The organism is Kocuria sp. WRN011 (genome assembly GCF_002295155.1).
Taxonomy (GTDB): Bacteria; Actinomycetota; Actinomycetes; order Actinomycetales; family Micrococcaceae; genus Kocuria; species Kocuria carniphila.
The window spans coordinates 22,411-42,745 of the sequence record NZ_NSGI01000002.1; the positions used below are offsets into that span (position 1 = coordinate 22,411).

Consider the following 20,335-nt stretch of genomic DNA (forward strand, 5'->3'; position numbering starts at 1 on the left):
GTCCCCGTGTAAATGCCCGCAGCGATCACGGTGCGGGCAGATCCAGTCTAGTGGATCGACTAGCGGCTCTCCGTCTCGGGCTCGCCCCACCAGCGCGGCGGGGTGAAGAACGCGGCGGCGATCGCGCCCAGCAGCAGAACGGCGGCCGGGAGCAGCAGGGTTTGGGTCACCGCGGCGGCAAAGCCTTCCTGGAGCGCCTCGGGTAGCCCACCCGCGCTCGATGACGCCGCGAGCGACGTCGTCCCCGCACCTTCCGGCAGATTCGCGGCCAGTCGCGCTTGCAGCAGGACGGCGACCATGGCTGCGCCGAGGACGGCGGCTACCTGGCGCGTGGTGTTGAACACCCCGGAGCCGGCGCCCACGCGGTCGGGACGGAGATTGGAGGTGGCCGCGATCGAAACCGGGGACCAGACCATGGCGCTGCCCAGTCCGATACCCAGGGTCATGACGGCCAACAACCAAATGGGCGTATCCACGCGCAGTGCAAAAGCGTAGGCCGCCAGCGAGAGCGACATGATGATGAGTCCCGGGAGCGCAAGGGATCGCGGAGTGCGCTTGGTCAGCGACCGTCCCACGAGCGGAGCCAGGATCGCGGACAGCAGCGACATGGGGGCATAACTGAGCGCCGCCACCGTGGGATCGAGATTCCGGACGAGCTGCAAGTAGAGCATCGCGGGAATGATCATGGAGTTCACGGTGAAGCTGACCGCGCCGATCGCCACGTTGGCCAGCGAGAAATTACGGTCGCGGAACAGCGCGAGCGGGACCAACGGCTCGGCGCGGTTCTTGGCCTGCCACGCGACGAACGTGATCATCACGGCCACACCGGTTCCGATGACCACGGGGATCGTAATGGGACCGACCACGGTGGACCACCCGTAGTTCTGACCCTCCTGCACGCCGAACACGATGAGGAACAGGCCCACACCGGAGAGCACAACACCGGGGATGTCGAGGGAATGGCTGCGACGTTCGAAACGCGGGAGGTACTTGGCCGCGCGCCACAGAGCGTAGATTCCGACCGGAACGTTGACCCAGAAGATCCACTGCCAACCGGCCAGGTCCACGAGTACGCCGCCCAGGAGCGGTCCTACCAGCGTGGCGATACCGGCCGTGGCGCCCCAGATGCCCATGGCGGTGCCGCGGGTTTCGCTCGGGAACATCCGGGTGATCACGGACATGGTCTGCGGCGTGAGGATGGCCGCGCCGAGCCCTTGGACCACGCGGGCGGCCACGAGACTTTCGAGACTCCCGGCGAACCCGCACCACAGGGACGCCAGGGTGAAGATCGACAGCCCCAGCAGGTACATGGTGCGCGGACCGAAACGATCGCCCAGTCGCCCGGTAATCAACAGCGGTACCGCATAGGCCAGGAGGTAGGCGCTGGTCACCCACAATACTCCCCCAATGGGAGCGTTGAGCCCCGCCATGATGGCTGGGACCGCGGTAGAGACGATGGTGGCGTCCACCAGGATCATGAAGAACCCCAGGACCATGGCCCACAGGGCGCTCCACGCGGCGGGGTCGCGGCGCGTCTCGGTGTGCTGCGCCATGATCAGCGTCCGCTGTGGGAGGTTCTGGAGCGGGGGACGCCGGTGTCTGCGGTGCCGGTGACTGGGGCACCGGTGTGGGCGGCGTCGGCGATCAATGGGCCCGACAGCGCTGTGCCCACACCTGAGTTCTCGGGTCCGGCGGTGGTCGATCCGACCACCGCGAGTTGCTCGAGCAGTGCCCGGACTATGGGCAGGTCCGCGGGGATCCAGTCGAGATCGAGAATCGCTGCGGGGTTATCCAGGGCTACCCAGCGCAGTTGCAGATGGTCCTCCCCCGCGGCGGGCTCACGGTCATCGGTGACCACCGCGGTGAAGACACGCATCACGGCGGTTCCCTTGAGGGGCCAGCCCTCCGGGTTCGGAGCGGGGACTTCGTCCAACAGGCGGACGGTCACGCCGAGTTCCTCGCCGCATTCCCGAACGAGCGCTTCCTCAGCGCCTTCGCCGGGGTCTTGTTTCCCGCCCGGGAACTCCCACAGACCACGCAACTTCTCTGGGTAGGCGCGTTGGGCCACCAGCAATCGCGTGGGCGCTGCAGAGCTGTCGAGGATGGCCGCGCCGGTGACCCGCGTGAGCGGATCCTGCGCGGACGCGGTGGTCATGAGTGGGCGCGGCGCTGCGCACGCGCCGACGAATACAGGCACACCGTTGCTGCGGTGCCTACGTTGAGTGATTCTGCGGCCCCGTAGAGCGGGACGGCCACGGCCAGATCGGCGTGGTCTTTTTCGTCCTCGGTCAGGCCTTGCGCCTCATTGCCGAACAGCCATGCGGTGGGCCGGGACAGGTCGTAAGCGGCATCGTCGGAAGGTGAGACGCCCGCGGAACGCAACAGAGCGGCGTCGGCAAGATCATCGACCGACACGGACGCGTAACCGTCCGCGGCAAGAATCCCCAGGCCGGCCAACTGGGCGGTGTCGGCAATCTCGGCCATCTCTGCGCCCGTGACAACCGGGACGTGGAACAGCGAACCGGCCGAGGATCGCACGGCCTTGGGGTTGAACGGATCAACATTGCCGGAGGTGAACACGGCAGCCTGGGCGCCGGCGGCATCCGCGGCGCGCACGACCGTTCCGGCATTACCGGGGTCCTGGACGCGCACGAGCACGCAGGCCAGCTCGGCCCGCGCCAGCGCGGCATCAAGTGTGAGGGAGGGGAGGGAGCACACGGCCAGCATTCCCTGCGGCGTGACGGCGTCGGTCATGGCCGCGAGCACCTCGGGGCTGACCGCGCGGATGAACACTCCCCCGCGTTCGGACACCGCTTCCAGATCAGCGGCGATGTCCAGGTGTCGCTCCAGCTCCGCCTCGGTGACATAGACAGCCTCAAGTCCCGGCAATCCGGGCGGTGGCATGTCAGAGAGGGCCAGCCGCAGTGCTTCGCGCACGTTCTGGGGGCCTTCGGCGCGGAACACTCCGCGCTTGGAACGAACCGAGCGCCTGGTCAACGCGGCTACGTCACGAACCCGATCGGAACGGGTGTTGGACAGCAGCCGGTCTCCCAGGCGCTCGGTGAAGTTCACGAACCTGATCAGGCAGCGTTGCGCGGTGCGGAGGTGTCCTCCGGCAGTGCGTCCTTGGCAACCTTGACCAGAGCGGCGAAAGCGTTGGCGTCGTTGACAGCCAGCTCAGCCAGCATGCGACGGTCCACCTCAACCTCAGCGGCCTTCAGGCCCTGGATGAAACGGTTGTAGGTCAGGCCGTTGGCGCGGGAAGCAGCGTTGATGCGCTGGATCCACAGGCGACGGAAATCGCCCTTCTTCTTGCGACGGTCGTTGTAGGAGTAGGTGTACGAGTGCAGCACCTGTTCCTTGGCCTTGCGGTACAGGCGCGAACGCTGTCCGCGGTAACCGGAGGCCATCTCCAAAATTTCACGACGCTTCTTGTGGGCGTTGACCGCCCGCTTCACACGTGCCACGTGTGTACTCCTTACGGTTCGGTTCCGATCGCGATCGGAACAATCTCAAACTTCACAGTGCCGTTCTCACGGCACAAAACTTGGTTAGCGCTGGCTTACTTGCCCAGCATCCGCTTGATGGCCTTGGCCTCGCCCGGGGTGCTCACGATCTGATCGCTCGCGAGGCGGCGGGTCAGTCGCGAAGACTTGTGCTCCAAGTAGTGGCGGCGGTTGGCCTGCTGACGCTTGACCTTGCCCGAACCGGTGAGCTTGAAACGCTTCTTAGCTCCACTGTGGGTCTTCATCTTCGGCATGGTGGCCGTCTCCTTTGGTTCAACCGGTGACGCACACCGGTGGGCCGCCGCTCGCAAGCGACGGCCACGCTTGTGTTGAGCGTGTTGCACGCCCAACGATGTCAATTCACTGTATGCTGCGCGCCTCAGCGCTTAGCGGGACCCGGCTTGGGAGCTCCGGGCTTGGGGGCACCGGGCTTCGGGGCCGCGACGGGCTTGGGAGCAGCCTTGGGCTTCTCCTCGGCCGCCTTGGGCTTGGTCGACGACGCCGCCGCCTTGGGCTTCTCGGTGGAAGCCTCCTCGGTGCGCTTCTCCGCCTGTTCCTCCGTCTCGGTCACTGCCGGAGCAGCCTGACCGATCTTGGGATCAACGGCCGGAGCATCCACAACCTTGGGTTCAGCCTTGGGTGCCTCGACCTCGGTGGACTCGGGCTTGGTATCAGCCTGGTCCGAAACTTTGGCCTGCTCGGTGTTCTGAGCCGGTGCTTCTTCCGTGGTCTCCGGAGCGGTTGCCTTGCTCCGCAGTTCCTCCGGGAACGCATCCCCGATGGACTGGGTCACGGGGGCAGCCTTGGAGGTGTCCACCCGCTGCTTCCGCTCGTTGTCCGCCTTGGACTCGTCGCGCTGCTTCTGACGACGGGCCTCGGCGCGAGCCTCAGCCTTGTTCTTCAGCGGACCGATGACCATGACCATGTTGCGACCGTCGACGCGGGGGTTGGTTTCCACCACACCCACCTCGGCGACATCTTCCGCGAGACGCTCGAGCAAACGGACGCCCATTTCGGGGCGCTGCTGCTCACGGCCACGGAACTGGATCATGGCCTTGACCTTGTCGCCAGCACCCAAGAAGCGCTTGGCGTGACCGACCTTGGTCTCGTAGTCGTGAGTGTCGATCTTCAGGCGGAACCGAACTTCCTTGAGCACGGTATTCGCCTGGTTCTTGCGAGCCTCACGAGCCTTGACCGCGGCCTCGTACTTGTACTTGCCGAAGTCCATGAGCTTGGCCACCGGAGGCTTGGCGTTGGGTGCGACCTCGACCAGATCGAGATCCGATTCGCGTGCTAGCCGCAGTGCGTCCTGGACGCGTACGATGCCAACCTGCTCGCCGCCGGGTCCGACAAGGCGGACCTCCGGGACACGGATTCTGTCATTGATACGTGGATCGCTAATGCCAATCTCCTGATGTTCGTGGGTTTCCCCGTTGCTATGAACTACCGCAACAAAAAACCTCCGCTGCGATAGGCGCGAGCGGAGGTTGAAACCACACTGTCATCAGAAATACGAATGGATCACACACCTCACGGCGTGGATCTCGGATTTCCGGTCACTGACCCGGAGTCCTACAACCCGGTTTGACGCGGGCGGACACGGGTGGGAGTTACCTCCACTTGCACACTGCCAAATAGTTTAGCGCATGGGCGGCCGTGAGCGCGAACCGTGGAGGTGATGATCGCCTCACCACCCGCACATATTGCTCGGCGCCGCCGCGTTGCCAGACTGATTTAGAGTAGATCCATGACCGATGCACCGCGCAACGAGCGCTTCGAATTCGACGACAACACCCAGGGCCACGGCGCACACGGCGCCCCCGACGAGACCGTCGAGGCGGTCAACGAGCAGATGCGCGACATCGCGGAAGTTCCCGCCGTCGAGGTCATTACTACGGCCGCCGTTCACCTCATGAGTGCCGCGGCCGTGAAGTGCGGCCTGGCCGCTGGTGACGACGCCGAGGAACTCAAGGACCTCGATGAGGCCCGCAAACTCATTACCGCACTGGCGGGTTATGTCACCGCCGCCGCCCCGGAGATCGGCTCGCAGCACGCGGCTCCCCTGCGTGACGGTTTGAAGTCCCTGCAGTTAGCTTTCCGTGAGGCATCCCCGTTCCCGGACGCCCCCGGCGCCGGCCCCGGTGAAAAGTTCACCGGCCCGGTGTTCGGCTAAGCGGTCAGGCGAAGCCCCAAGGAATCCACGTTCTCGGCCATGATCGGCTCGGTGACCAGCTTCTGCTGGTACTGGCCGATCGTGGCCTGAACCATTTCTTGGGTCAGTCCTGGAGTCAGTTGCAACACGATCACGAGTTCGGGACCCGTGGCGCCGCCGTTCAGCAGTGCCCCGTCCGATCGCTTCCCATTGATTCCGGGGCCCGGCTCGGTGCGTGCGGAGACAATGTGCTCCATGTCCAGGGCGGCACGCAGAACGGCGTCGTCCACGGAGAAATCCAGGTACGACGGCGTCCAGGCCGTAGCTTTCGCCACGCACCACATCGCCGGACGACGCACCACGAAGGCCGGGTCAGAACCCGGATTCACGACCAGTAGATCTGATCCGTCCTGAACCGCGGACAGCGCTGCCTTGCGGATATCCACCGCAACGGGTCGCGCCTCGGAGTTCCACGCGGACAGCTCATTCACAGCGGTGAACACCGGCAGGGCCTTGCGGCCGTCGGCGGTGCGCAGACTCACCAGGGCCATGTCAGCTTCCTTATCGGACACCAAACCGTGTTCAGTGATCTCAGAATGGGTGACCTCGGCCACGATCGGCACGAAGACCCTGATACCGGGCAGTGCCGCAACGACATCCGTTTCGGAGGCGCGCCCTTCTCGCCACGCCGCCAAGGCGGCGGAAATCCCGGGTGCCGCGGCGCCGTCGTCGTCGGGGAAGAGGTGCGTGTGACTGGTGCCCTCCCCCAGGTTGCGACCCTCCCACGCCTGGCCGCCGGTGTCCTCGCTACCGCCGGCCGAGCGTAGTTGCGCCGCGATGTGCGCGGGCAACGATCGAGAGTCGGAGCTATCAGGCATTCGGGCGACCGGCCACGTCGAGGGCCTCGGGCAGCGTGAACTTACCCGCGTAGAGGGCCTTTCCCACGATGGCGCCCTCGACGCCCACGGGCACGAGTTCGCGCAGCGCAGCGATGTCCTCAAGAGAGGACACGCCGCCGGAGGCCACCACGGGCTTGTCGGTGCGACGGGCCACCTCGGCCAGCAAGTCCACGTTGGGGCCCTTGAGCGTGCCGTCCTTGGTCACGTCCGTGACCACGTAACGGGAGCAGCCGTCGGCCTCGAGGCGATCCAGGACCTCCCAGAGATCGCCGCCTTCCTTGGTCCAGCCGCGCGCGGCCAGGGTGGTGCCGCGAACGTCCAGGCCCACGGCGATCACGTCACCGTGCTCGGCAATCACGCGCTGGGTCCACTCGGGATTCTCGAGGGCTGCGGTGCCCAAGTTGATGCGAGCGGGGTTGAGGGACAGAACCCGCTCGAGGGATTCGTTGTCACGGATACCGCCGGACATCTCGATCTTCATCTCGATCCGCTCGGCCACGCGACGCAGCACGTCGATGTTGTCACCGCGACCGAACGCCGCGTCCAGGTCCACCAGGTGCAGCCATTCCGCCCCGGCCTCCTGCCACATGAGTGCGGCGTCCACGGGATCGCCGTACCCGGTTTCGGAACCGGCCTCACCCTGAACGAGACGCACGGCCTGGCCGTCTTGCACGTCCACGGCGGGCAACAATTCCAAACGGGGGGTGGTGTCTTGAGACATGGTTCTCCTTACCGGCGGTGGATACCGCTCAATGACTGCACGAAAGATGCCGCGACCCACGCCGCGGCGGGAACTACACGGACGTGAACCAGGAATACGCGCCGTAAATGATCAGCGCCAAGGCAATGGCCGCCAAGAGCAACACCGACCACAGCGGTTTCTTCTGTTGCTTGAACGAAATGGCACCACCGGCGAAGAACGCCCCCAGCACCATGGTCAGCATGGAGAAGGTCACTTTTCGACCTCCGCGCCCCGCGCCGGCATACGGTCCGCCATGCGGCCGGTGCGCGGCAGCGTGCTGAGCCAATTGCGCAACAGGGCAATGCCTGCGGCCGAGGACTTCTCCGGGTGGAACTGCGTCGCACTCAGCGCGCCGTTCTCCACCGCCGCAACGAACGGGCCACCGTGCTCGGACCACGTGACGCCCGGTGCCTTCATGCGCTCAATGGTCTGATCGAAATTCCAGTCCTGCACACCGTAGGAGTGCACGAAGTAGAAGCGCTCGTTCTCAATGCCCTTGAAGAGGATCGAATCCTGCGGCGGTTCCACAGTGTTCCAACCCATGTGGGGTACCACGGGTGCGTTCAGGCGCTCCACGGTTCCGGGCCACTGGGCCAAGCCTTCCGAACGTTCACCGTGTTCGACACCCTCATCGAACATGACCTGCAGGCCCACGCAGATGCCCAGAACGGGTCGGCCGCCGCTGAGGCGACGGTCGATGAGTCGGGGAGCCTGAACGGAGCGCAGTCCATCCATGACCGCTGCGAAGGCACCCACGCCGGGGACGACGAGCCCGTCGGCATCCATCACGTCCTGCGGATCGGCGCTGAGCTTCACGCGTGCTCCTGCGGCCTCCAGTGCGCGCACGGCCGAGTGCACATTGCCTGCGCCGTAATCGAGAACGACGACGCACGGGGCCTGTTCGGTCTCGGACACCTGTTCGTTACCGGGGTTCACAAAGCTCCCTTGGTGGACGGGATGGCGTCAGCCATGCGGGCATCGCGTTCCACGGCCTCGCGCAGTGCGCGGGCCAGTGCCTTGAACTGCGCTTCCACGATGTGGTGCGGGTCCCGACCGCGAATGACATCGATGTGCAGGCACAGCTGGGCGTGGTAGGCGAAGGACTCGAACACGTGGCGAGTCATCGAGCCGGTGAAGTGACCGCCGATCAAGTGGTACTGCTGGCCTTCGGGTTCGCCTGTGTGCACCACGTACGGTCGGCCGGACACGTCCACGACCGCCGAGGCCAACGCCTCGTCCAACGGGACGGTGGCCTGACCGAAGCGACGGATGCCTCGCTTGTCACCGAGCGCCTTCAGGAACGCGTCACCGAGCACGATGGCGGTGTCCTCGACCGTGTGGTGCACGTCGATGTCGGTGTCCCCGTGGGCCTGAACGTTGAGGTCGATCAGGGAGTGCTTGGACAGCGCCGTCAACATGTGGTTGTAGAAGGGCACGGTGGTCTCGATGTTGGACTGACCGGTGCCGTCCAGGTTCAGTTCCACGCGGACAGTGGATTCACTGGTTACGCGTTCCACCACGGCCGTACGAGGTGAGTTGGTTGGGGACATCACGGGGTGTAACTCCTCGAATTCTGCGTGCGCCTGCCGGAAACAGCGGCGCTCTTCAGTCTAATGCGCGGGCCTGCCGGGCCCGCTGGATGACGGGTGGATGACTCCACCCGCGGATTACTTCTGCTGCAGGTAGTTCTCCACTGCGGCCAGGAATGCGGTGGTTTCGTCCTCGGTGCCTGCGGTCACGCGCAGGTGGCCGGCGATTCCGACGTCGCGCACCAGAACGCCCTGATCCAACAGGTTCTGCCACATCTGCTGGGCGTTCTCCATGCCCCCGTAGAACACGAAGTTGGAATCAGATTCGGCCGGTTCCAGACCCAGGCGCTTGAGGTCGTCGACAATTCGGTCGCGCTGCATCTTGATGTCTTCTACGGTGCTCAACAGGACATCGCTGTGTTCGAGCGCCGCAAGGGCGGTCGCCTGGCTGACGGCGGAGAGGTGATAGGGCAACCGGACCAAACGGATGGCATCCGTGACCTCGGGGGCCGCGGCGAAATAGCCCAAACGGGCACCGGCCAGCGCAAAGGCCTTGCTCATGGTGCGGGTGACGATCAAGCGAGGGCGGCCCTCGAGCAGTGTGAGCGCTGAAGGAGTGCCGAATCGGGCGAACTCCGCGTAGGCCTCATCCACGATGACCATGGAGTTGGATTCTTCCGCGGCCTCGTACACGGCTTCGACCACGTCCAGGCCAAGCGCAGTGCCGGTTGGATTATTCGGCGAGCACAGAATGACCACATCGGGCTTGTGCTCACGTACTTGCTTCGCGGCGGACTCAGCCGTCAAAGTGAAATCTTCCGCGCGCTGACCCGCGATGAACTTGGTTCCCGTCCCGGAGGCCAGCAAGGGGTACATCGAATAGGTCGGCACGAAGCTGAGGACCGAACGTCCGGGGCCACCAAATGTCTGCAGAATCTGCTGCAGGATCTCGTTGGAACCGTTGGCTGCCCAGAGGTTGTCGGCGGTCAGTCCGTGGTCCAGGTATGCGGCCAATGCCGTGCGAAGTTCCGTGAATTCCCGATCCGGATAGCGATTGAGCTGACCCGCGGCCCGCGAAACACGCTCGGTGATGGCGTCCACCACGGGCTGGGGAACGGGGTGTGTGTTCTCGTTCGTGTTCAAGGCAACCGCAACATCTAGTTGGGGTGCGCCGTACGGGGACATGCCCCGCAGGTTCTCACGGAGGGGCAGGGCTTCTAGGCGATCGAGATTTTGGCTCACTCCCCTAGCTTAAGCGCCGAGCAGGCCTTCACACGATTCAGCGTGCGGGGATCTCCAGCAGCTGACCGGCGGACAGTTCCGAGGATGCCAGTCCGTTGAGCTCCACAATGTCGTCCATGACCTCACGGGTGTCGCGCTGCGGGTCCGCCGCGTAAGCGATCTCCCACAGGGACTGATCGGACTGGACGGTCACGGAGTGGGTTACCGGTTCACCCACGGGATCGGTATTGGCCTGAACGGTGGAGGGAAGCAGGAAGATGACCGCGACCACCAGGAGTGCGGCGGCACCCGTAATGAGCGGCAGCCCGATGAAGACGAACCGTCCGCGACGGGTCAGGTTGAGCTTGGGCGCGCGAGTGAAGCTCTGGGCGCTGGTGGGCAAGATATGTGTGGTCATGGCAACCTCCTGGTGAACTTTCCGGTGACCGCGGGATGAAGCGGCAGGGTGTTCGAACCCTTTCCCCGGCGTTAGAACACGTTTTCGAATATCTGCGTTAAGTTCTAGCACGGGTGTACGAACCTTGTCGAGAGAAAAATCGAACATGTGTTTGAGTCCTCACTCTTGGCGCACTAGTCTTGAAGCAACGTCCGTACTAGTTGACCGAACGTCACTGACACGCATAAGCGGCAGGATTGAACTCGACGGGTACGGAGTACGTCGCGGTTGACCCCGCGGTCGGAAAACGGTGAAAGGACCCCAACTCGTGAGCACACCTTCCCCCTCCGGTTCGGAGTCCCCGCGACCCCAGCGGCCATTGACCGCGCGTCAGGGAACCATCCTGGGGGCGGTGCAGCAAGCCATCGGTGAGCGCGGTTATCCCCCGTCGATGCGTGAAATCGGCGATATTGTGGGCCTCGCCTCGCTATCGAGCGTGACCCACCAATTGGGCCAGCTCGAGAAGCTTGGCTATATCCGCCGAGACCCTCGGCGCCCTCGGGCCATGGAAGTTCTGCGCCCGCTCTCGGAGGCCGAACTGGCTCGGGAACTGGGCGAGCCAGAACCGGCCGAGCAGTCTCCGAAGGCTTCGGACGGCACACTGCACAACGTCACGCAGTTGCCCACCACCAGCCCGGATGACTCCATGGCTTCGGTGCCCCTGGTCGGACGAATCGCGGCCGGTGGCCCCATTACGGCAGAGCAGTCGGTCGAAGACGTGTTCTCACTTCCGCGCGAGTTCGTCGGTCACGGTGACCTGTTCATGCTCAAGGTGTCCGGTGATTCGATGATCGACGCCGCTATCTGTGACGGTGACTGGGTCGTGGTGCGCCAGCAGAACACCGCGCTCAACGGTGACATCGTGGCGGCCCTGCTCGATGACGAGGCTACGGTCAAGACCTTCCGCCAGCGTGACGGTCACACCTGGCTACTGCCGCAGAACACCCAGTACGAGCCCATCCTGGGCGATCACGCCACGGTGATGGGCAAGGTTGTATCGGTTTTCCGGTCCCTCTGACGGATCCTCCATTAGCCACTCACCATGAAAGAACCGGCCCGTAGGTGAATTCACCTACCGGGCCGGTTTCCGTTCGGGGGTTCACCAAAAGGAAACGGCTCCCAGCGACTGCAGGATCACGTTCCGCCCGTGTCTGAACGTCATCTCCCCATGCTGCTGCGGAACTACTGCGAGCTGCTGAGCCGTTTCAGTGCGCCCAGCACCTTGGACTTGTCCGCGGTGGGCCACAACGGCGGCAGTGACTTGGTTAGGAAGGTTCCGTATCGCGCCGTCGCCAATCGCGAATCGAGCACGGCAACCACACCGCGGTCGTTGCTGGAACGGATCAGGCGTCCCGCACCCTGGGCGAGCTTCACCGCGGCGTGGGTCGCGGACACGGCCATGAAGCCGTTACCACCGGCACGTTCGGTGGCCCTGGTCCGGGCGGTCCCCAGGGGATCATCAGGCCGCGGGAACGGAATGCGGTCGATGACCACCAAGCGACACGAATTCCCGGGCACGTCCACGCCCTGCCACAGGCTCATGGTGCCGAAAAGACTGGCGGTGGGGTCGTCCGTGAAGTCCTTCACCAGCGACGGCAGGGATGCCTCCCCCTGGCAGAGGATTTCAGTGTCGATCAGTTCGCGCAGTTTCTCGGTTGCCTCTTCCGCTGCGCGGCGGGACGAGAACAGCCCCAGGGCACCACCGTTGGAGGCCTTGAGCAGTTCGGCCAATTCAGCCAACTGCTCCGAGGACAGGCCCCGGCCCGGCTTGGGTAGGTGCCTGGCCACGTACAGGATTCCCTGCTTGGGGTAGTTGAACGGGCTTCCCACGTCCACGCCGCGCCACGGCGGAGCGCCCGCACCCTGCAGACCGAGGGCACCGGCCACGGACGAGAACGATGACCCCACGGCCAACGTGGCAGAAGTCAGCACCACCGTGCGGCCGTCGAAGAGTCCTTCTCGCAGCGCGCCCGCCACGCTGAGCGGAGCGATATTGAGGGTTGCCGGTTCACCGGCATCCGGTGACACGTAGCCGGAGGACTGCTCCCAACGCCCCACACGGGAGATCCACAGGACATCGTGATCCGTGTTGGCCGTGAGCATGCGATCAGCGGTGTCGAGAATCTCGGATAACCGTGACCGCGCCGCATGACGGCCCGCGTCCTCCGCGTTGGAGTCACCCTTGGTCGCGCTCAATCCGGCACGTGCGGCGTCCTGCACTCCCCGCACGGCGTAGACCTGCTCTTCGGTGAATCCTCGCGGCAGCAGTCCGTTCGGATCGCCGTTGAAAGCTCGGTCGAAGGCATCCGCAGCCTTGTCCAGGTCCTCGTGCGGGGCCGCGGTGTGTTTACGCACGCCGCTCGCCGCCGCGCGTACCGCGGCACCGGACAACGCACCGGTGACGGCCCCCGTGACCCGGTCCTGCAGTTCGTGAGCCTCGTCCACGACCACCACGTCGTGTTCGGGCAGCACGGCCAACCCCTCGAAGGCGTTGATGGCCAGCAGTGCGTGGTTGGTGATCACCACGTCCGCTTCGCCCGCGGCCAACCGTGCTTTCTCGGCAAAGCATTCCTCGATCAGCGGGCATTTGCGCCCGATGCACTCACGAGCGGTCACGGAGACCTGACGCCAGGCTGCATCGGAAACGCCGGGCTGCACGTCGTCCCGGTCCCCGGTCTCTGTGGACTCGACCCATTCGCGCAACCGCTTGACCTGCTGGCCCAACTTACCCACGGCCGTCTCCCCGCCACGAGCGGAACCGGCCGGTTCAGCGAGATTGAACAGAGCGGCGTCGTCATCGGTGGGGTACCCACCGCCGATCTTGTGCAGGCACGCGTAATTGGAGCGGCCTTTGAGCAGGGCCACGTTGGGCCGGTGCTCCAGGTGCTCCTCGACCGCATCCAATACCCGCGGCACGTCGCGACCGGTCACCTGCGACTGCAACGCCAAAGTCGCGGTCGAAATGATCACGGGTTTATCTGCGGTTTGGGCGTGCTCGAACACCGGAACCAGGTAGGCCAGGGATTTACCCGTGCCCGTACCCGCCTGAACCAAGAGGTGTTTGCGGGTGTCCAGGGCCTCGGCTACCTTGGCCGCCATGAACCGCTGCCCGTCGCGCCTCTGCCCGCCCATGGCGGTCACGGCGGCGTCGAGGAGCTCGAGCGAATCCTTGGCTCCGGGCAGGGTTTCGGGCCGAAGGTCCGAAATGTCCCGCCCGGTCTCGTCAATGAACGGGTCTGCCATACCTATGCGGTGTCCGCGCCGTTTTCGTCCGGCTGCGCATCTTCCGCCGACGCCGCTCCAAGCCGGTACTCCTCGAGTTCCGCCACGAGGCTTCCCCGGACGCGCACGCGCAAGCGCGTGCCGTCCTCGGTGTGCTCCGTGCTCAGAATCTCGGCGTCCTGGGCATGTAGTCGCGAGACGACTTCACCGTGGACATAGGGAATCAGCAGGTCCAGCTCGTGATCCGGGCGCGGGATCGCCCGAGAGATCAGCTGCTTGAGTTCTTCGATGCCCTTGCCCGTGCGAGCCGAGACGGCAACCGACGGGCTCTCGTGGTTGAGCAGACGGCCCAGCACCACGGGATCCGCGACGTCCGACTTGTTGAGCGCCACGATCTCCGGAATGTCGGTTGCGCCCACGTCCGTGAGGACATCGCGGACGGCCTTGAGCTGGCCCTCGGGATCCGGGTGCGAGGCATCGACCACGTGCACGATGACATCGGCATCGGCAACTTCCTCCAGCGTGGAGCGGAAGGCCTCGACGAGCTGGGTGGGCAGCGAACGCACGAAACCCACGGTGTCCGAGAGCGTGTAGCCGATCCCGTCCGGGGTTTCCGCCTTGCGCACTGTGGGGTCCAACGTGGCGAACAGCGCGTTCTCCACGAGCACGCCCGCGTCGGTGAGCCGGTTGAGCAGTGAGGACTTACCGGCGTTGGTGTATCCGGCAATGGCCACCGACGGCACCGAGAACCGCTTGCGGTTGAGCCGCTTGGTTTCGCGGGCGGGCTTCATTGCTTCGATCTCGCGGCGCAGTTTAGCCATGCGCTGGCGGATCCTGCGTCGGTCGAGTTCGATCTTGGTTTCACCGGGGCCACGCGAGCCAATGCCCTCACCGGCTGCCGCACGTCCACCGGCCTGGCGGGACAGCGACTCACCCCAACCACGGAGCCTGGGGAGCATGTATTCCAGCTGTGCCAGTTCGACCTGCGCTTTGCCCTCTTTGGACTTGGCATGCTGGGCGAAAATGTCCAGAATCAGGCCGGTGCGGTCGATGACCTTGACCTTGACCACGTCTTCCAGCGCACGGCGCTGGGACGGGGCGAGTTCAGCATCGACGACCACGGTGTCCGCCCCGGTTGCCGCGACCACGTCCCGGAGTTCCATCGCCTTACCCGATCCCAGGTACGTTCCGGGATCCGGGTTCACACGGCGCTGGAGCATGCCATCCATGACCTCGGAACCGGCGGTTTCTGCGAGCGCGGCGAGTTCCCGGAGTGAGTTCTCCGCGTCAGCTAGGGTTCCGGCGGACCACAGACCCGCGAGCACCACGCGTTCCAGGCGGAGCTGACGGTATTCGACCTCGGTGACGTCTTCGAGTTCGGTGGAGAGACCGGCGACACGGCGCAGTGCATGACGTTCGGCAAGGTCTTGTTGCTCGCCGTCGGCGTCGGAGAACTGCGGATCCTCGTCGAGAAGTTCGCGCGCGCGGCCCAGGGGGTCGCGGCGCTGTTCGGCGGCATCCTGAGCGCCGTCGCGGAAAATGGTGGGTTCCTTCTGCGCGTGGGCGCGAGCCAGAACCCTGGCCACGACGTCTTCGAGATCGGCGCCCGAGGGTTCCCCCGGTGTCACCGACGCGCGGTGCTGGGAGTCTTCGGGGCGGTGAGATTCAGTCATAATTCCTTGATCTGCAAGCTGCTGGTAATTCGTTCAGTCTATCGCTGCACCCCGACACGGAGCGCTGAGCGATAGCATGTGGAGCCATGGCCCCAGAACCGCACAGTGCGCATTACTTTGTGACCGATCCGTCCCTGCCGGAGAAGCCCCGGCAGATTTCAGTGGACCTGCGCGGTCGCGAAGTGCGAGTTCAGACCGCCGCCGGAGTGTTCTCCCCCGGTGATCTGGACAAGGGAACCGCCGCACTCTTGCGCAACGTTCCCGATCCGACCGGCCGTCATTTCTTGGATATTGGTTGTGGCTGGGGTCCGTTGACCCTGGCCATGGGATTGGCCGATCCGGAGGCCACGGTAACGGCGGTCGATGTCAATGACCGCAGTCTTGACCTCACCCGCCGAAACGCCGAGGCTCACGGACTGTCCCACGTGGAGACCTTCCGCCCCGAGGACGTTCCCCAGGATCGCCAGTTCGACACCGTGTGGTCCAACCCGCCCATTCGCGTGGGCAAGGAAGCACTGCACGAGATTCTGCTGACGTGGCTGCCCCGACTGGCACCGGGCGGCACCGCCTGGTTGGTGGTTCAGAAGAACCTGGGCGGAGATTCACTGCAGCGCTGGCTCGGCACGGTCCTGGACGCCGAGGAGTTCACGATCGAACGCGCTGCCACGGACAAGGGCTTCCGGATCCTCACGGTAGAACGCGCGCGATAGCGCGGGCATTCCCGGCCATAGTCCCGCAGCTCGGGACCGGCCTCGAGAGCCGGCGCAGATCTTTGCGACCTAGGACCGACGCGGTGAGCCGGGCCCAGTCCGACATCCCGGGGCCTCCGGATGGTGGAGCCCGTTATGCCAGGACGGCTCGGGCCACCACGCGAGTCGGTCCAGCCAGCACCACGTGCTCGGTGCCGTCGGTTGCGGGCACGAAGGTCACGGACAGCACTCCGCCCGGGACTTCCACCAACCAGCGGTCCGGTGCATCCGCGCCGCCCCAGAAGCGGGTTGCCGCCGCGGCCGCGCACGCGCCGGTGCCGCACGAATAGGTCTCCCCCACACCGCGCTCGAACACGCGCATGTGAATGCGGCCGACCTCGGTGTCGTCGTGATCAACGGGCACCACGAACTCGACGTTCGTGCCGTCCTCGGGTTCCGGCGAGACCGATGGCGCTCGGCGAAGGTCCAACTGATCCAGCTTGTCTTCCTCGGACAGGGCCACCACGGTGTGCGGGTTGCCCATGCTGATGGATAACCCCGGGCGGGGGACGCTCAAACCGTCGGTCGTGACCACGGCATCCGAGCCCTTTTCACGGGCGTCCTCACCGGCGATGAAGCTCCACGGCCCCATGTCCACGGCGTAACCGCCTTCGGTGCGGGCCACGGATCGCACACCCGCGCGGGTGCCGATGCGCAGCTGCGATCCCTGGGGAAGCTCCACGAGACCTTCCCGAACCATGTGGTCCACGAAAACGCGCACACCGTTGCCGCACATTTGCGCGATGGAACCATCAGCGTTGCGGTAATCCATGAACCACTCGACCGAGGGATCCTGCTCCGTGAGTTTCCGGCCCTCGGGCAGCTCACTCGCACGAACCACGCGAATCACGCCGTCCGCGCCAAGACCCATATGACGATCGCACACGGCCACCACGGTGTCCGCGGACAGCGGGATCTCACCGTGTTCATCCGTGAACACCACAAAGTCGTTGCCGGTTCCGTGGGCCTTTACCACTTCATGGTTCACCAATTCACGCCAGTCCACGGTCTTCACTCCCCGATCCACAGTTTCAGTCACGGCCGCCAGTTTACGCGGCCTCAATCATCCTCACGGCATCACATGCAAGTGCGTCCACGCCGCCGGGATGTCCCGCGTCGAGCCAGTGCACCCGCGGGTCCGCGTGGAACCACGTGCGTTGCCTCTTGGTGAAGCGACGGGTGGCCACCACGGTGTCCTCCCGGGCATCTTCCAAGGTCCGCTCCCCGGCCAGCACATCCAGGAGTTGGGGATAGCCCAGGGCCTTACCCGCCGTGGGGCTCTCGCGCAGACCCCGCTTCTCGAGCGAGCGCACCTCATCCAGCCATCCCGCGTCCAACATCCCGTCGATGCGTTGAGCGAGGCGTTCGTTGAGAACTTCACGGTCCATGTCCAGACCGAATTGCACCGTGGGGCGCACGTACTCGCGCTGCGGCATGAACGAGGTGAACGGTCGCCCGGTGACTTCGTAGACCTCCAGCGCCCGTACCAGCCGCCGGTCATCTTTGACGCGCGCTGCGGATTGGGGGTCGACGTCGCTCAGTCGCCTTAGGAGCGCGCCGCGCCCTTGTTCAGCCAATTCGTTCTCCAGGCGGGCCCGAACTGCGGGGTCCGTTCCGGGGAACTCGATGGCGTCCACGGCGGCGCGGACGTAGAGCCCCGAACCGCCGGCGAGGATCGGCACTTTGCCGCGCGCGGCGACGTCGTCGATTGCGGTCCGAGCGTCCGTCTGGAACCGGGCGACCGAGGCTTCCTCGGAAATATCCATGATGTCGAGCAGGTGGTGCGGGATACCGCGCTGCTCGGCGACTGACATCTTGGCGGTACCGATGTCCATGCCCCGATAGAACTGGAGGGCATCACCGTTGATGACCTCGCCATCGAGAGCTTCGGCGAGGGCCAGCGCGAGATCCGATTTACCGGTTCCGGTGGGACCAACCACGGCGATCAGTGGTGGGCCTTCGGGCGGCCATGAGATGGCAGCCACCTAATTGGTGCGCAGGGCAGGCATACCGAGCCCGACGGTGCCGGGCTTACCAGAACCGTCGGTGCCACAGGATTCCGCCTGGGCAGCTTCCCACGCGTCCCCGCCGCGGGAACGGCGCAGTGAATATACGGTGGAGTCCTTGGGGTCGGCCAGCAAGTGGTAGGCCGCGGCCGCGGTGACCGGAACTGTCACGAAGTCACCCGGGCGCGGGGACTCAGCGCCCTCAGGCACGGAGAAGTGCACGAGCCGCTGGTCCTGCGACCGACCACTCAGGCGGTGGGTGTTCTCCGATTTACGGCCCTGGTGCGCGCTGACCAGGACCTCCACGGTGGAGCCGACCAACTGCTGGTTCAACCGCGCACTGATTCGGTCCTGCAGAGCTGTTAGCCGTTCGAAACGCTCTTGGACGATGTGGTGCGGAACCTGATTCGCCATCTCGCCAGCAGGGGTGCCGGGGCGAATCGAGTACTGGAACGTGAAGGCGGAGGAGAACTCGGAGGCCTCGACCACGTCCATCGTGGCCTGGAAGTCTTCTTCGGTCTCACCGGGGAATCCCACGATGATGTCGGTGGTGATCGCCGCGTTGGGAATCTGTTCACGGACCCGTTCGAGAATCCCCAGAAACTTCTTGGAGCGGTATGAGCGACGCATGTCCTTGAGGATCTGGTCAGAGCCCGACTGCAGCGGCATGTGCAACTGCGGCATCACGTTGGGGGTCTCGGCCATCGCGTCGATCACGTCGTCTGTAAAAGCCGCCGGGTGCGGACTGGTGAAGCGGACACGCTCCAGCCCTTCGATCTCGCCGCAGGCGCGCAGGAGCTTGGCGAACGCACCGCGGTCACCGAACTCCACACCGTAAGAGTTGACGTTCTGACCCAGCAGGGTGACTTCCACAGCGCCGGAATCCACGAGCGCCTGCACCTCGGCCAGGATGTCCCCGGGGCGGCGGTCTTTCTCCTTACCGCGCAGCTGCGGGACGATGCAGAACGTACAGGTGTTGTTGCAGCCCACCGAAATGGAGACCCATCCGGCGTACGCCTGCTCGCGTTTGGTGGGCAGAGTCGAGGGGAAAGTTTCGAGCGACTCGAGGATCTCGACCTCGGCCTGGTGATTATGACGGGCGCGCTCCAGCAACACTGGAAGGGAACCAATGTTGTGGGTACCGAACACGACATCCACCCAGGGGGCCTTTTCCACGATGGTGGAACGGTCTTTCTGAGCAAGGCAGCCGCCCACGGCGATCTGCATGCGCTCATTGCGCTTCTTGGCCGGTGCCAACTGACCGAGCTGGCCGTACAACTTGTTGTCCGCGTTTTCGCGCACCGCGCAGGTATTGAACACCACGAGATCAGGGTCTCGATCCACGGCGGGCACGTAGCCCGCTTCTTCGAGCAGACCGGTGATGCGCTCCGAATCGTGGGCGTTCATCTGGCAGCCCAGAGTGCGCACCTCATAAGCGGGCGCGGGCAGATCAGAGGCGGCGGGGGCGGCATTCACCAGTGTGTCGGTCAGTTGAGTCACCCCACTATGTTAAGGACCAGGTCAAATTAACCGAGTCATGCGCTACACGCTGGGCCAGGGATCCGGTTCCGAGAAGTCATTCTCGGTGCCGAACGCCGATAGCTCCTCTTTCACCACCCCGAACGCGAGTCCGGGCGGGTACCCCTTGCGACCGAGCATGCTGACGAGACGCCGGGTGACCTTGTCGACTTCTTTTCGATCCGAGAAATCGATGCTCTTGGGCATCTTCTTGCGTACGAGCTCGTGGGCATCCTCGGTCTCGTCCTCGTCGGTGCGTTGCTCAAGGGCTTCCTCCGCAAGTTCCCCCGTAATGCCCCGTTGTTGCAGTTCGCGGCGCAGCGCGTTGCGGGAAAGCTTGCGCGTTTCGGCTCGGGACCGCACGAACATCGCGGCGAAGGAGCGGTCGTCCACCAGGTTGACCTCTTCGAAGCGGTCCAGAACTTCCTGGGCGACTTCTTCGGGAACATCGCGGTCCGCGAGCTTGTCTTCGAGCTGCTTACGAGACTTGGCGGAGGCAGTGAGCTGGCGCAGCACGATGGCCCGAGCAACTTCACGCTGATCGGGCTCGACGTCCTGGCCAGCTGAGCCTTCCGCGGGTGGCTCCGCAGGACCTCGGTACCGTGCCGAGGCCCTGCGTCGCCGGGAGTTGTAGCTGGAGGACTGGCTCATCGCTCAGTCA

General features: G+C 64.9%; 22 protein-coding genes. 3 read left to right on the forward strand and 19 right to left on the reverse strand.

The features are described 5' to 3' along the window. Window positions 1-59: 59 nt before the first annotated feature. From CKW39_RS02890 to infC, 6 genes are all read right to left on the reverse strand, one after another. Complete coding sequence (locus tag CKW39_RS02890; RefSeq protein WP_095796684.1) at window positions 60-1,553, reverse strand: DHA2 family efflux MFS transporter permease subunit; 1,494 nt, start codon at window positions 1,551-1,553, stop codon at window positions 60-62. 2 nt (window positions 1,554-1,555) lie between these two features. Beyond that, window positions 1,556-2,155: a (deoxy)nucleoside triphosphate pyrophosphohydrolase gene (locus tag CKW39_RS02895; RefSeq protein ID WP_095796685.1), complete on the reverse strand. Its 600-nt coding sequence runs from the start codon at window positions 2,153-2,155 to the stop codon at window positions 1,556-1,558. Further along, on the reverse strand, window positions 2,152-3,072 hold the full coding sequence (locus CKW39_RS02900) for an RNA methyltransferase (RefSeq protein ID WP_095796686.1): 921 nt from the start codon (window positions 3,070-3,072) through the stop codon (window positions 2,152-2,154). Before CKW39_RS02900 ends, CKW39_RS02895 begins: the two co-directional genes overlap by 4 nt. A gap of 8 nt (window positions 3,073-3,080) precedes the next feature. Beyond that, window positions 3,081-3,467, reverse strand: coding sequence for a 50S ribosomal protein L20 (rplT, locus tag CKW39_RS02905; protein ID WP_016998297.1), 387 nt, complete (start codon window positions 3,465-3,467; stop codon window positions 3,081-3,083). 95 nt (window positions 3,468-3,562) lie between these two features. Continuing rightward, window positions 3,563-3,760 (reverse strand): 50S ribosomal protein L35, encoded by a 198-nt coding sequence (gene rpmI / locus CKW39_RS02910; RefSeq protein WP_016998296.1) that lies wholly within the window; start codon window positions 3,758-3,760, stop codon window positions 3,563-3,565. A 125-nt stretch (window positions 3,761-3,885) separates the two neighbouring features. After that, on the reverse strand, window positions 3,886-4,914 hold the full coding sequence (gene infC, locus CKW39_RS02915) for a translation initiation factor IF-3 (RefSeq protein ID WP_254049273.1): 1,029 nt from the start codon (window positions 4,912-4,914) through the stop codon (window positions 3,886-3,888). Window positions 4,915-5,358: 444 nt separating this feature from the next. On the opposite strand from infC, the gene CKW39_RS02920 reads away from it, so the two are divergent. Beyond that, window positions 5,359-5,679, forward strand: coding sequence for a DUF1844 domain-containing protein (locus CKW39_RS02920; RefSeq protein WP_371514557.1), 321 nt, complete (start codon window positions 5,359-5,361; stop codon window positions 5,677-5,679). Here the strand turns inward: CKW39_RS02920 and CKW39_RS02925 are convergent. The 7 genes from CKW39_RS02925 to CKW39_RS02950 form a co-directional block, all read right to left on the reverse strand. Beyond that, the gene (locus tag CKW39_RS02925) at window positions 5,676-6,536 is read right to left on the reverse strand and encodes an SseB family protein (RefSeq protein WP_095796689.1); all 861 of its coding nucleotides are present in this window, start codon (window positions 6,534-6,536) and stop codon (window positions 5,676-5,678) included. The two genes, CKW39_RS02920 and CKW39_RS02925, sit on opposite strands and share 4 nt — an antisense overlap. Beyond that, entirely contained in the window at window positions 6,529-7,278 is a 750-nt protein-coding gene (priA, locus tag CKW39_RS02930) for a bifunctional 1-(5-phosphoribosyl)-5-((5-phosphoribosylamino)methylideneamino)imidazole-4-carboxamide isomerase/phosphoribosylanthranilate isomerase PriA (RefSeq protein WP_095796690.1), read from the reverse strand. The genes CKW39_RS02925 and priA overlap by 8 nt, the downstream gene beginning before the upstream one ends. Window positions 7,279-7,351: 73 nt before the next feature. After that, window positions 7,352-7,513 carry a hypothetical protein gene (locus CKW39_RS15525; RefSeq protein ID WP_165189398.1) on the reverse strand — a complete coding sequence of 54 codons (162 nt, stop codon included), beginning with the start codon at window positions 7,511-7,513 and terminating at the stop codon, window positions 7,352-7,354. After that, a complete protein-coding gene (gene hisH, locus CKW39_RS02935; protein WP_238663217.1) occupies window positions 7,510-8,235 on the reverse strand; it encodes an imidazole glycerol phosphate synthase subunit HisH in 726 nt (241 codons plus the stop codon). The genes CKW39_RS15525 and hisH overlap by 4 nt, the downstream gene beginning before the upstream one ends. Continuing rightward, window positions 8,232-8,849, reverse strand: coding sequence for an imidazoleglycerol-phosphate dehydratase HisB (gene hisB / locus CKW39_RS02940; protein ID WP_095796691.1), 618 nt, complete (start codon window positions 8,847-8,849; stop codon window positions 8,232-8,234). The genes hisH and hisB overlap by 4 nt, the downstream gene beginning before the upstream one ends. Window positions 8,850-8,966: 117 nt before the next feature. Then, entirely contained in the window at window positions 8,967-10,070 is a 1,104-nt protein-coding gene (locus CKW39_RS02945; protein WP_095796692.1) for a histidinol-phosphate transaminase, read from the reverse strand. A gap of 37 nt (window positions 10,071-10,107) precedes the next feature. Next, window positions 10,108-10,467 carry a LysM peptidoglycan-binding domain-containing protein gene (locus tag CKW39_RS02950; protein WP_095796693.1) on the reverse strand — a complete coding sequence of 120 codons (360 nt, stop codon included), beginning with the start codon at window positions 10,465-10,467 and terminating at the stop codon, window positions 10,108-10,110. Window positions 10,468-10,774: 307 nt separating this feature from the next. Here CKW39_RS02950 and lexA point away from each other — a divergent pair, with 307 nt between their 5' ends. Then, window positions 10,775-11,524 carry a transcriptional repressor LexA gene (gene lexA / locus CKW39_RS02955; RefSeq protein WP_095796694.1) on the forward strand — a complete coding sequence of 250 codons (750 nt, stop codon included), beginning with the start codon at window positions 10,775-10,777 and terminating at the stop codon, window positions 11,522-11,524. A gap of 164 nt (window positions 11,525-11,688) precedes the next feature. Here the strand turns inward: lexA and CKW39_RS02960 are convergent, their stop codons facing one another. Beyond that, complete coding sequence (locus CKW39_RS02960) at window positions 11,689-13,749, reverse strand: ATP-dependent DNA helicase (RefSeq protein WP_095796695.1); 2,061 nt, start codon at window positions 13,747-13,749, stop codon at window positions 11,689-11,691. 2 nt (window positions 13,750-13,751) lie between these two features. Then, window positions 13,752-15,401: a GTPase HflX gene (gene hflX, locus CKW39_RS02965; protein ID WP_095796696.1), complete on the reverse strand. Its 1,650-nt coding sequence runs from the start codon at window positions 15,399-15,401 to the stop codon at window positions 13,752-13,754. Window positions 15,402-15,487: 86 nt separating this feature from the next. Between hflX and CKW39_RS02970 the strand changes: the two genes are divergently transcribed. Beyond that, window positions 15,488-16,111: a class I SAM-dependent methyltransferase gene (locus CKW39_RS02970; protein WP_095796697.1), complete on the forward strand. Its 624-nt coding sequence runs from the start codon at window positions 15,488-15,490 to the stop codon at window positions 16,109-16,111. 133 nt (window positions 16,112-16,244) lie between these two features. Here CKW39_RS02970 and dapF read toward each other — a convergent pair whose 3' ends face one another. From dapF to CKW39_RS02990, 4 genes are read right to left on the reverse strand one after another with little or no spacing between them, the layout of a single operon-like run. Next, window positions 16,245-17,177 carry a diaminopimelate epimerase gene (gene dapF / locus CKW39_RS02975; protein ID WP_371514558.1) on the reverse strand — a complete coding sequence of 311 codons (933 nt, stop codon included), beginning with the start codon at window positions 17,175-17,177 and terminating at the stop codon, window positions 16,245-16,247. 22 nt (window positions 17,178-17,199) lie between these two features. Then, window positions 17,200-18,135 carry a tRNA (adenosine(37)-N6)-dimethylallyltransferase MiaA gene (gene miaA, locus CKW39_RS02980; RefSeq protein ID WP_095796698.1) on the reverse strand — a complete coding sequence of 312 codons (936 nt, stop codon included), beginning with the start codon at window positions 18,133-18,135 and terminating at the stop codon, window positions 17,200-17,202. Beyond that, on the reverse strand, window positions 18,136-19,647 hold the full coding sequence (gene miaB / locus CKW39_RS02985; RefSeq protein ID WP_173674277.1) for a tRNA (N6-isopentenyl adenosine(37)-C2)-methylthiotransferase MiaB: 1,512 nt from the start codon (window positions 19,645-19,647) through the stop codon (window positions 18,136-18,138). It abuts the gene before it with no gap. Window positions 19,648-19,698: 51 nt separating this feature from the next. Next, on the reverse strand, window positions 19,699-20,325 hold the full coding sequence (locus tag CKW39_RS02990) for a regulatory protein RecX (protein WP_095796699.1): 627 nt from the start codon (window positions 20,323-20,325) through the stop codon (window positions 19,699-19,701). Between the last annotated feature and the right edge of the window lie 10 nt (window positions 20,326-20,335).